Below are 12,552 nucleotides of genomic sequence, written 5' to 3'. Positions count from 1 at the left end.
AGATTTATATAATATTTCCTATCGAGTGCTAATTACTTTTCGAAACCTTCAGCTACAGCTTCTGGATAATTTTCTTCAACGATTTGTGCACAACGTCCGCATAAATCCGGTAATTTTTCATTTGTACCGACATCTTTACGTACTTGGCGGCAACGATCACACGTTTCACCTTCAGCTTTTTCCACTAGGATTGCCACATCATCGAATTTCACAGCTTGCTCAGGAACGCTCGCTGTTGGTTCAGCTACTTCAAAATAATCAGGCGAAACAATCAACAATTGCGGCAAATCAGCATCAATCGCTGTAAGTAGCGTACGAACTTGCTCATTTGGATAGATAGTTAATTTTGCTTCCAGAGATTTACCAATTAATTTTTCATTTCTGGCTTCCTCTAAGGCTTTTAAGACGTTATCACGGAAGTCCATGAAAGCATTCCAAGTATCTAATAACTCTTCTTGGTTAGCAAATTCTTCATAGCCAGGGAATTCAGCTAGTTGAACAAACTCTTCTTCCTCTTTCAAGAATGACCAAATTTCTTCCGTTGTATGTGGAATGATTGGCGTCAATAATTTAGTCAAGGTAACAGCTGTTTGATAAAAGACAGTTTGCATACAACGACGTTGGTAATCACCTTCTGCTTCAATGTACACAACATCTTTAGCAAAATCCAAGTAGAAAGAAGACAATTCAACAGTTAAGAAGTTAATGACTGTTTTGTAGATGTGGTTGAAGTTATATTTTTCATAGCCATCTACTCGAATTTCTTTTACAACTTGATTCAAACGAACAAGCATATATTTATCGACAGAACGTAATTCATCGAAAGAAACAGCCTGTGTTTTCGGCTCAAAGTCCGTCGTATTAGCTAACAAGAAACGCATCGTATTACGGATTTTACGGTAAACTTCTGAAACTTGACTTAAAATGTCCATCGAAACGCGTACATCAGATTCATAATCGACACTACTTACCCATAGACGTAGAATATCTGCACCCATTTGCTTGATTACTTTATCTGGAAGAATAGTGTTTCCTAATGATTTACTCATCTTACGGCCTTCGCCATCCAAAGTAAATCCTTGAGATAAGACTGATTTGTAAGGAGCCACGCCATTAATTGCCACACTGGTAGTGATACTTGAATTGAACCAACCACGATATTGGTCAGAACCTTCCAAGTACATGTCAGCTGGGAAAGTTAATTCAGGACGTTGACGCAATACAGCTTCATGTGAAGAACCAGAATCAAACCAGACATCCATGATATCCGTTTCTTTAGTGAACTCGCCATTTGGTGAACCTGGATGAGTGAATCCTTCTGGCAATAAATCTTTTGCTTCTCGTTTAAACCAAACATTTGATCCTTCTTCAGCCACTAAATTGGCTACATGTTCGATTGTTTCTGGTGTAATGATTGGTTCGCCATTTTCAGCATAGAAAATTGGTAATGGTACACCCCAGGCACGCTGTCTTGAGATTACCCAATCGCCACGGTCTCTAATCATATTGTATAGACGTGTTTTACCCCAAGGAATTACCCATTCAACTTTTTCAACTTCATCCAAAATATTGGCACGGAATTTATCGATAGAAGCAAACCACTGAGGTGTTGCACGATAAATAACAGGCTTTTTACTACGCCAATCATGCGGATAGCTATGGGTAAAGAAGTCCAGCTTCAAGAGCGCTCCTTTTTCTTCCAATAAGTCAGTAATCATCGGATTAGCTTTATCGTAGAAGACTCCTTCAAAACCAGGCGCTTCATCGGTGAAGATTCCTTTATTATCGACAGGTGAAAGCACTGCTAAATCATATTTACGTCCAGCAATATAGTCATCTTCCCCGTGTCCAGGTGCCGTATGAACCAAGCCAGTTCCGGCTTCTAGTGTCACATGATCTCCTAGAATTACTAATGATGTACGGTCATAGAATGGATGTTGAGCTTCCATATATTCCATATCTTTCCCGCTAATTTCTTTTAATACTTCGACAGATTCCCAGCCAATCGCTTCTTTAACTGTTTCAACCAGATCTTTAGCGATTACTAACTTGCGATCATCTGCATTGACAAGTACATACGTATATTCAGGATTTACTGCAATTCCTTGATTGGCAGGCAACGTCCAAGGAGTTGTTGTCCAAATAACTAATGAAGTATCTTCATCCAAGATTCCTTTGCCATCTTTGACTGGAAATGCTACATAGATTGAGGCCGATTTTACATCTTTATACTCGATCTCAGCTTCAGCCAGTGAAGATTCACTAGAAGGAGACCAGTAAATTGGTTTTAAACCTTTGTAGATATAGCCTTTTTCAGCCATCTTACCAAAGACGCGAATTTCAGCTGCTTCATAGGAAGGATCCAATGTGATATAAGGATTTTCCCAATCCCCAGAAACTCCTAGACGTTTAAAATCAGTCCGTTGGGTATCAACTTGCAAGCGTGCATATTCTTCACACTTCTCACGATATTCAGCTAATGTCATTTCTTTGCGCTTAACACCTTTATTGGTTAATACTTGCTCGATTGGTAAGCCATGTGTATCCCAACCAGGTACGTAAGGAGAACGGAAACCAGACATCGATTTTGAACGTACGATGATGTCTTTCGTAATTTTATTTAATGAATGACCTAAATGGATATTTCCATTCGCATAGGGCGGTCCATCGTGTAAGACAAAGGTTGGTTTGCCTTCATTTAATTTTTGACGACGACCATATAAATCCTTTTCTTCCCATTCTTTTTGCCATTCCACTTCCCGATTTGGTAAATTTCCACGCATCGGAAAGGCTGTTTTTCCTAATTGAAGTGTCTCTTTCATCTTCATAGAATGTTTCGCTCCTTATTTAAAATGTATTTTATTGTATTAAAAAAACACGTGCATCCCAAGGGACGAACGTGTTCGCGGTACCACCCAAATTTAGAACCCTTTTACCGGTTCACTTGTGTGATTGTTAACGGAATCACCCGTTACTTCTTACTTGATTCAGAAATAATACTGCCTAGAGGATCTTTCTGACTACAGGGTCTTACCAATCTTCCACTATCATTGGCTCGCTTAAAGAGTATTAGTCAGCTTTTCTGTTCTATTCTTTGTCTTCTTTATCTTCAGTTACTGTATCAGTCATTTCTGGTTGCTCAATAACTTCTTTTTTGTTCACTAGTAATTCATCATCTGAATTAGAGTTTACTTCAGAATCATTTTCGTTGTCAAGTTCTTTTGATAAGACTTCTTTAATTACTTCATGGCTATCTGTCACAAATGAAGAGAATGGTTGCAGAATTTCATCCCATTCAGGACTCTTAACTTGTTCAAGCTGCGATTCTAGCATTAAACTCAAACGTTGATGGAAGACCCGTGTCTTCTTCTTCAAATCGTCTGTTTCTGTTGCTAGTTGACGGGCTTTTGAAGTCGCATCTGTAATAATTTCTTTCGCTTTAGTTTCCGCTGCGATATTCAAGGCATTCGCACGTTTTTCAGCATTTGAAATTAATTCATTCGCTCTATTTTGAGCAGAGGTTACGATGACTTCTGACTCTTTAGAAGCACTCGATTTAACTTTATCTGCTGTATCCTGAGCAACGATAATTGATTGGTTCAAGGCATCTTTTAATTCGTTGAAATATTCTAGTTTTTCTTCTGCATGTTTCAACGCTTTTTCTAATTCACGATTTTTTTGAATCGCTATTTCATAATCTCGCCCGATTAAATCTAAGAAATCATCGACTTCATCGGAATTATACCCTCTCATCTTTGTAGGGAAATTTTTGTTTTGAATATCTAATGGTGTTAATGCCATTTTGTTCACCTCTTCGTCTTATTTTCGTAAAACTCCCAGTAACAACCGAAACTTGTCTTTTTTCGTTTTTCCCTCTAACCCTTGAATCTGAATCCGACCAAATCCTCTTACCGAAATGATATCCAGTAAATCCAGAACAAAATCTGGTCGCGTGTTTTCAGTCCAATTAATTTTGACTTTACCTGACTCAATCAGCTGTTTGGAGCGCTGCCGAGAAATATTATAGACAGTCGAAATCACACTATCCAGCCTCAATGAGCTGACTGTTTCATGCTCCTCAGACCAACCATCTTTTGGAATCAATATCTCAGTATAGCTTTTTTCTTCCAAGCGAACCGACACTTTCCCCATCTTATCCACTTGAATACCGATAAATGAAGCCACACCCTTATCGAGAAAAACTTGCCAGCGTTCTCCATCAGAAATAATATCACCAAAAAACTCTCTTTTGACACCAGAAGCTAATAAGGTGCCTAAGACTTTCCCGTGAGAAAGCGTGACGAATTTTTTGGGGTAATTAATTTCTAGTAAAGTCACTTCAAAATCTTCATCAGTTGGCTGATAATAGTCTGGATAGATTAAACAACGCTTACGTTCCGCAGACTCATATCCGCCATAAAAAGTGAATTGTAAATCACTATCCTGACGAATTAATGTCTCTAAAATATATGCTTGTCGTGGATCCAGAAAATCCGTCAGATAAGGTGCATACTGACTTTGGACTTGTTCGAGCCAATCACCTATTAAATCAATAAAAGGGTGCTCATCTACTCGGAAATGTTGATACACATTCGCGTTCACAGATAATCACCCCCTTTATCAAAGAAAAGTACCTATTAAAATGACTAGACCTCTGCTAGCAAAATTCAAGAGTAGAATAGCAGCCATAATTGTGAAATCGATTGGTCCAAAATGCAGATTCAAACGATCAAACAAACTAAGATATGGCTCACATAGACGTGCTAATAACTTCCCAAAAGGCGATTGATAGCCACCGGGAAACCAAGAAAGTAGGGCATAAATAACTAATAATAGAGAATAAAGCTCTACCCCTTTAAGTAATAAATAGATGATAGTTGAAATAGAAATTTCCCCCTCTAGAAATCAAAAAATTGAGACTGAGCAATCGACTGAGCAGTAGAGTTATCAATTTCAACATTGGCTGGCGTACAAAGGAAAATTTCATCCCCAACACGTTTAATATCGCCATCTAAGGCATAAACAGTTCCTGTTAAAAAGTCGACAATTCTTCGTGCTTGTCCCTCTTCAATTAGATGAAAATTAACAAGGACTGATTCACTAGCAATCAATCGTTTAGCAATAGTCATCGCTTCAGAATAGACTCTTGGTTCAACAATTGTAATCTTATTTGATTGTTTTGGTGCTGTCGCTTGTGCATTTGAGCCAGCGCCATTTTGACGCATAGACACCACTTTTTTCTCTTCTTGTTTGTTCGGTTGAACCGATTTTGAACTTCTAAATGGCTGTTGTTGTCCACCATTAGTGCTTGGATTTACTGGACGTGCCTCAGGTCTAACAAATTCTTTAGATTGAGTCTTCACATTGCTCTGTTGACGCATAGGTTGAGCTTGTTGACGCATCTGAGGTGCTTGTTGAACAACCTCTGGCCGTGGTTTTGTTTTCTCTGAATATTCGTATTCTTCTTCATCTGCCAGACCAAAAAAATTAGCAAGGGCACCTTTGTTGAATATCGCCATTGTTTTTCCTCCTTCACGCATCTTTAAATAATGCTGTTCCGATTCTTATGAATGTTGATCCTTCTTCAATAGCAATCGGGAAGTCATTACTCATTCCCATACTTAACTCTGTACAAGGTGCGTGAGCTAATGTTCGTTGTCTCACATCTTCTTGAAGAATTTTCAATCTATTGAATATATCACGTATTTCTTGTTCATTTGCCTCATAAGGGGCCATCGTCATCAACCCTACGACTTTAATCGCAGAATATTGACTTAGCTGATCGATAAATGGTAACAACTCATCAGGTGTGATGCCATGCTTAGATGCTTCACCTGAAACATTTACTTCCACAAAACAGGAAATAACTTTCTCTGCGCGCTTATCAATCTCAGCTGCGAGAGATAAGCTATCTAAGGCATGAAAATAATCGATTTGATTTATAATCGATTTTACCTTTCTTCGTTGCAAATTACCAATCAAATGCCACTTTATTTGTGGCTCATCTTTTAGATTATATTGCTTTTCAAGTAATTTATCTACCCTATTTTCAGCTAAATCAGTTATACCCGCTTCAACAAGGACTTTTGCAGCAGCAGAATCCACTGTTTTGGTGACCGCAATCAGGGTCACCTCTTCAGGATTTCTGTGAGCAAAAGCACACGAATCCTGAATGGCTTGCCTGATTTCCCACAAGTTATCAGTAATCATGTGCTCCCCTCCTATCTTTTACGACGGAAAAATGGTGGTGTACTTAATTCATCGTCGTCATTTGTTTTAACTTCTTCTCTATTAAATGTTTCAAATTCTTTCTTTTCAATAGAGTCAAATTGAGTATCTTCCACTTTTGGTCTCACATTTTGTTCTTTGCGGATATCCCAATCGCCAAAGCCATTTTCTTCTTCTTGTGTCGGTCTTGGTGTATCCATCTCTAACACAGGTTTTTGTGAAACTGGTTGGATTTGAGATTGTCTAGCTGGACGGTTAGACTTTTTTTCTTTTTTTGAAGGATCAATTCCGGTTGCAATAACTGTTACGCGGATTTCATCTCCTAATTCTTCATTAATAGACGTTCCTAAGATGATGTTTACGTCTCCTGTAGCTGCACTAGAAACAATATCAGAAGCATCTTGTGCTTCAAACAATGTCATGTCTAAGCCACCAGTAATGTTTAATAAAACTTGCTCAGCGCCAGCGATTGACGTTTCAAGTAATGGTGATGAGATAGCTTTTTTAGTTGCTTCAATCACACGATCTTCACCGCTAGCAACACCGATACCCATCAAGGCTGTTCCTTTATTTTCCATCACTGTTTTCACATCAGCAAAGTCCAAGTTGACATAGCCTGGTGCTGTAATTAAATCTGAAATCCCTTGAACCCCTTGTCGTAATACGTTATCCGCTTCACGGAACGCTTCTAACATAGGTGTCTTCTTATCGACTACTTCTAACAAACGGTTGTTAGAGATGATTAACAAAGTATCAACGTTCTCTTTTAATTGAGCAATTCCTTCAGCGGCAAAACGACCACGTTTAGGTCCTTCAAAGCTAAATGGACGGGTCACAACACCCACAGTTAAAGCGCCCAATTCTTTTGCAATTTTTGCAACGATTGGAGCAGCACCTGTCCCTGTTCCACCACCCATTCCGGCAGTGATGAAGACCATGTCTGCGCCTTCTAATGATTCTTGTAAGGCTTGTTCACTTTCTTCCGCAGCTTTTTGGCCAACTTCAGGTTGTGAACCAGCTCCTAGACCACGTGTATATTTAGGGCCTAATTGGATGACTGTTTCAGCTTTTGAATATTTAAGTGCTTGAACATCTGTATTAGTGGCGATAAATTCTACGCCCTTAACATTTTCTTCGATCATACGGTTCACAGCGTTTCCACCGCCACCGCCGACGCCGATAACTTTGATTACTGCGCCGTCATTAATATTATTATCTATTGAGAATTCCATATTTTATTCCTCCTGGATTTGATTAATCGAAAATATTCTTAAAGAAATCAGAAATCTTCCCTTTGACATTTTCCCCAGTTGAGTGTTCCTCTTCTGGTTCATAATGTTGTTCTTCAGGTTCTTGATAAGTGGCTTCATAGCTCGTATCTTTCGGACTTGCTACAGTCGGTTGTGTTGATACAACCTTCTCACCAGTCACTGAAGTCTTAGCTAAATGATAGACTTCGGTTAAGTTTGCTGAATAGTCAACAATACTAATCACATTTGTAAAGACTGGGTTACGTAAGCCCATATGATTAGGTACATACAATTTGACATTTGTATCGAAGATTTCTTGCGCTAAATCAACCACGCCAGGAAGGCTTGCTGCACCACCCGTTAGAATTACGCCGCCTGGTAAATCTAAGCCATCAATTTCATCAAGCACTTCTTTAGATTTTCTAAAGATTTGTTCGATACGTGCTTCAATTACTTCTGACAAATAACGTTCATCAATCTTAATTGGTTCAGATTTCCCAATCACATCGACAGGAAATTCTTCGCTGGCAGAGGTTCTTTCTGGATAAGCATCGCCATAATTAATCTTTAAAGCTTCTGCATTATTGAAGGAAGTATTTAATACGATTGAGATATCTTTCGTAACAAATTCGCCACCTTCTTGATTGACGTGTGTAAATTTCAATTGTTTGTCGTGCATCACAGAAGTTGTTGTTTGACCGCCACCCATATCAATGACAATCGTACCGAAATCTTTTTCACCATCTGTTAAAATTGATTCTGTCAAAGCAAGTGGTGTAATTACTAATTCAGCAACGACTAACCCTGCTCGCTCCACACATTTACGAATATTGTGCACGATCGTTTTTGGTCCAGTGAAAACAAGACCAAACATCTCCATACGCACACCAATCATGCCACGAGGATCTTTAATGCCTTCAAAACCATCTACCGTAAATTCTTGCGGTAAAATAGAAATGATCTGACGTTCTGGTGGTGTTGAACGAACAAGAGCAGCTGATGCTACATTTCGTACGTCTTCGTCTGTAATTTCTTTAGACTCACTATTAACGGCAATCATTCCTTGACAGCTTTCGACTTCAAGTAAATTCGCAGGCAATCCAACATTCACACTCTTAATCTGAATACCAGCCTTTTCTTCTGCTTGTCTTACTGCTCTTTGTATTGCTTGAACGGTTTTGTCGATATCGACAATAATCCCCCGGTTAATTCCTTCTGATTTTGCATTCCCTACACCAATAATATTCATCTGACTGTCAATATATTCAGCAACAACAACTTTGACAGATGTTGTACCAATATCAAGGCCGACATACATACCTGATTTTGCCATGAATGGGATTCCCTCCTACTTACTTTTCCTTATACAAGCGAACTATTTTCGTCCGTATTAAACTACATCTTATAATTAATATTCACTGTTACCAATTCTAACACAAAACAGGGCTTTTTAGAAAGCAGATTATCTAATTTCTTCACCTAAATTTATTGATTTGTGTCAGAACTTTCATCTGTTTGCGAATTATTTTCATCTGAGCTTTCATTTTCATAAGGAGAAGAGAAAATTCCAACCTCCATATCAACGATCCCTTTTTCTTTCATTTCTTTAGAAACTTGCGGATAATAGACAATTTGTTGGCTTAGATTTGAGATATTTACAAGAATCTGATTCCCATCATTCATAAAAATCTCTAATAATTCATCGTTATTTTTTCGCGGTGCATATTTAATTTGTGAAATTCCTTTTTGAATTTCTTCTGGAACATTTCCATACTCTTCTAGCAAGGCTTTGATTTTTTTCTCATCGGAGAAGTTTTCTAAAATCGGTAAATTCTCAGCATTTTTAGCAATTTTTTCTTGAACAATTGCGCCATTTTCCATAATCGGGAAATAGCCATCCTTTTGTGCAAGCAACGCTGCTTCTTTATACTCAGAAATTTTAATCTTCAAATTATTCAATCCGTCGATTGTTATTTTTACTGATTTAATCCGAGGAGAATCTTTCTCAACCTTCTCCACAGCAGCCTTTCTATTCCAATATTGCTGCCACAGGCTATCACCAGAAGTAAAATCAGAAACAGTCAAAATATCTGCTGCTTTGACTTGCTGATTTCCTTCAACGATGACTTTATTTAATTTGCTTAGAGGAGAAACATAATAAAGGAAAAAAAGTAAAGGAATTATTAAGATACCAATAATTAAAGTCAAACGGCGATATAAAACCGTGTTCCTTTGTTTTTTTAGTTGAGGCAAACGATCAGCAAAGGATCCATTGATTGGTCCATTCTCATGTTTTTTTATCTTTAAAGATTCCTCGACAGTTTCGGCCTCTTCTTCCATTGACTCATCAGTCGACTCGGTCTGCTCTATTGCTTCATCATCCTCTGGGGTTTCTCCTTTACCGTCGATTACAGAAGGTTGCCAAGCAGGCTTTTCGCCTTGTTTTTCCATGTAGCGTAAGTTTTCCTTTTGCCAGGGCGTCAGCTCTTCTTCCTCAATTTCTGCTGCCCGCTTTGACAAAATTATCTCTTCAGTTTCTTCCTTATTATCTTCTATCTTCTTTGTAATAGAAGTCACCCCCTCTCACATATATTACTCTTAAATTATTTCTTTTACCATGTTATATAATCGTTCTGCTGCATCAGGTATTCCTTGCGTTTTTGAAGCTGCAGCCATGGTTTTTTGTTTTGCCGGATTATCCATAATTAAATCAATCAGCGAAACTAACTTTGCACCAGTTAATTCAGTATCAGCAATCATTTCTACTGCGCCTGCTTCAACTAAGCTTTGCGCATTTTTCGTTTGATGGTCATTTGTCACATAAGGACTAGGAATCAAGATAGCTGGTAAGCCCAACGCCGTAAACTCGGCGATTGACGTTGCACCTGCTCGTCCTACTAATAAAGTCGAATTAACCATCACTTCAGCCATGTCATGAATATATGGCTGAACACTGATATTTTTCGCCTCTAACTGCTGACTTTTTTCGGAAACCGCAGTGTAATAACGCTCGCCTGAAGCATAGAGCACTTGATACTCTTTCTTCGAGAAATCTGCTAAGGCTTCAACAACCGCCTCATTAATTTTCAGCGCCCCTTGGCTACCTCCGAATATTAAAACAGTCGGCTGCTCTGGATCCAAATCATAATTGGAGAGAATCGTAGACTTTTGTGCCGTTACCACTTCTTGCGCACGCGGGTTACCGACAAGCGTAACTTTCTCCTTGGGAAAATAATTTGAAACACCAGAAAAAGAAGTCGCTACTCTGGTCACATATTTACTCAAAAATTTATTAGTGATTCCTGGCACACTGTTTTGTTCATGAATGATGGTTGGTATCCCCATCTTAGCTGCTGCGTACACAACCGCTCCAGAAACATAACCACCCGTCCCGATTACTACATCTGGTTGAAAATTCTTAAGAATTTTTTTGGCGGTAAAAACACTTTTTATAAATAAATGGACAGTCTTCACGTTAGCTAATGACAGACTTCTCTTAAATCCTTGAATCTCGATTGTTTCAAAAGGCAGGTCACGCTGAGGAACAATCTTATTTTCTAATCCACGCTTTGCACCGACATACATAAATTCGGCATCAGGCTCCACCTTTTTTACGTAATCGACAAACGCCAGCGCTGGATAGATATGTCCACCGGTCCCACCACCTGTTACTAAAACTTTCATATTATCTCTCACTTTTCTACTTAGTTTTCAACTGCTTGACTGCTGCCATAAATTTATCGCCACGGACTTCAAAGTTTGGATACTGATCCCAGCTAGCATTAGCCGGAGAAAGTAAAATAGCGTCGCCACTCTCACTAAGAGAAAAAGCTAATGGAACCGCCGTTTCGACATTTTCGGTTTCTACAACAAGCGTAATGCCAGCTTTCTTGGCTGTTTCTTTCAACTTCTCTTTTGTTTCACCAAAAACAACCATCGCCTTAAGACCCGTCAAAGATGGAATCAGCTCATCAAAATCATTGCCACGATCTAATCCTCCAGCTAACAAAATCAGCTTCGAATGATCAAATCCGCCTAAAGCCATCTCGGTTGCCAGACTATTTGTAGCTTTTGAGTCATTATAAAATTTCCGATTTTCGACTTCACCAGCAAATTGTGTTCGATGAGGTACGCCATGGAAATGAGTCAAAGCCTCTTTAATTCCTTCAGTCGAGACACCTTGCAGCTTGGCAATTAAGATTGCCGCCAGCGCATTCTCTACATTGTGTTGACCTGGTACCCCCAACGCCTGACTTTCCATAATTGCTTCCTCTTTATAATATAGCCAGCCATCTTTTAGATAAGCGCCGTTGGTCACGACTTGTTTTGTTGAAAATGGTAAGACTGTTGCTTTCGTCTGTTTAGAAAGCTGTTGTAATTCTTCTTGGTTCCAATTTAAAAGTAAATAATCATCTGCAGTCATATTCTTTTGAATCGCCCATTTGGCAGCTACGTATGCTTCACGGCTACCATGATAATCTAAATGTGCTTCATACAAATTTGTAATCACGGCAATTTTAGGATGAAAGGTCTCAATGCCCATTAATTGGAAACTCGATAATTCCATCACCATCTCGTCTTCTGCTGTCGCTTCTGTTGCGACAGAGCTAGCAGGAAAACCAATGTTTCCTGATAAACGTGCTTGACCAGATTTTCGTTCTGTATTCAACAGCAATCCCGTCATGGTTGTCGTAGTCGTTTTCCCATTCGTGCCGGTAATTCCAATAATTGGACAATCAGCAATTTGATAGGCCAATTCGACCTCCGTCAATACTGGGATATTTAGCGTGACTGCCTTTGCGACAAGTGGGTTTTCATAAGGAATCCCCGGGTTTTTCACCACCACAGCAAAGCCTTCATCCAATAATTCAATCGGATGACTACCAGTCACCACTTTAATCCCTAACGTTAATAAATCTTGTGCTTCTGGATTCTCCTCGAATGGTTTCCCGTCATTAACGGTAACAAGTGCGCCCAATTCATGTAACAATTTGGCCGCACTAACTCCACTCTTGGCTAATCCTAGCACAAGAACTTTTTTATTTTGATAATTTGTTATTTTTTTCATCGTTAT

Annotated in this window: 10 protein-coding genes, 1 pseudogene and 1 other annotated feature; all 11 genes and pseudogenes read right to left on the bottom strand. The window is 38.9% G+C overall.

Features of this window, described 5'->3' with window-relative positions; genetic code table 11:
- Positions 1-32 precede the first annotated feature (32 nt).
- Positions 33-2,828, bottom strand: coding sequence for an isoleucine--tRNA ligase (gene ileS / locus BAU15_RS08460; protein ID WP_161842310.1), 2,796 nt, complete (start codon positions 2,826-2,828; stop codon positions 33-35).
- Between the two features lie 58 nt (positions 2,829-2,886).
- Positions 2,887-3,104, bottom strand: a binding site (T-box leader).
- A gap of 73 nt (positions 3,105-3,177) precedes the next feature.
- Positions 3,178-3,801: pseudogene (locus BAU15_RS08455) on the bottom strand (DivIVA domain-containing protein); the annotation flags it as partial.
- A gap of 18 nt (positions 3,802-3,819) precedes the next feature.
- Positions 3,820-4,602 carry a YlmH family RNA-binding protein gene (locus tag BAU15_RS08450; RefSeq protein WP_161842308.1) on the bottom strand — a complete coding sequence of 261 codons (783 nt, stop codon included), beginning with the start codon at positions 4,600-4,602 and terminating at the stop codon, positions 3,820-3,822.
- A gap of 18 nt (positions 4,603-4,620) precedes the next feature.
- Positions 4,621-4,875: a YggT family protein gene (locus BAU15_RS08445; protein ID WP_161842431.1), complete on the bottom strand. Its 255-nt coding sequence runs from the start codon at positions 4,873-4,875 to the stop codon at positions 4,621-4,623.
- Between the two features lie 23 nt (positions 4,876-4,898).
- A complete protein-coding gene (locus BAU15_RS08440; RefSeq protein ID WP_161842307.1) occupies positions 4,899-5,519 on the bottom strand; it encodes a cell division protein SepF in 621 nt (206 codons plus the stop codon).
- Positions 5,520-5,532: 13 nt separating this feature from the next.
- Positions 5,533-6,210 (bottom strand): YggS family pyridoxal phosphate-dependent enzyme, encoded by a 678-nt coding sequence (locus BAU15_RS08435; protein ID WP_161842306.1) that lies wholly within the window; start codon positions 6,208-6,210, stop codon positions 5,533-5,535.
- An 11-nt stretch (positions 6,211-6,221) separates the two neighbouring features.
- Complete coding sequence (gene ftsZ / locus BAU15_RS08430; protein ID WP_161842305.1) at positions 6,222-7,460, bottom strand: cell division protein FtsZ; 1,239 nt, start codon at positions 7,458-7,460, stop codon at positions 6,222-6,224.
- A gap of 22 nt (positions 7,461-7,482) precedes the next feature.
- Positions 7,483-8,811 carry a cell division protein FtsA gene (gene ftsA, locus BAU15_RS08425; protein WP_161842304.1) on the bottom strand — a complete coding sequence of 443 codons (1,329 nt, stop codon included), beginning with the start codon at positions 8,809-8,811 and terminating at the stop codon, positions 7,483-7,485.
- 152 nt (positions 8,812-8,963) lie between these two features.
- Positions 8,964-10,055 carry a cell division protein FtsQ/DivIB gene (locus BAU15_RS08420; RefSeq protein ID WP_237580161.1) on the bottom strand — a complete coding sequence of 364 codons (1,092 nt, stop codon included), beginning with the start codon at positions 10,053-10,055 and terminating at the stop codon, positions 8,964-8,966.
- A 21-nt stretch (positions 10,056-10,076) separates the two neighbouring features.
- On the bottom strand, positions 10,077-11,162 hold the full coding sequence (gene murG, locus BAU15_RS08415) for an undecaprenyldiphospho-muramoylpentapeptide beta-N-acetylglucosaminyltransferase (RefSeq protein ID WP_161842303.1): 1,086 nt from the start codon (positions 11,160-11,162) through the stop codon (positions 10,077-10,079).
- Between the two features lie 16 nt (positions 11,163-11,178).
- Entirely contained in the window at positions 11,179-12,546 is a 1,368-nt protein-coding gene (gene murD / locus BAU15_RS08410; RefSeq protein ID WP_161842302.1) for a UDP-N-acetylmuramoyl-L-alanine--D-glutamate ligase, read from the bottom strand.
- Between the last annotated feature and the right edge of the window lie 6 nt (positions 12,547-12,552).

It is taken from the genome of Candidatus Enterococcus huntleyi, from assembly GCF_009933175.1.
GTDB lineage: Bacteria > Bacillota > Bacilli > Lactobacillales > Enterococcaceae > Enterococcus_K > Enterococcus_K huntleyi.
This window is presented reverse-complemented; position numbering and strand designations above follow the sequence as displayed.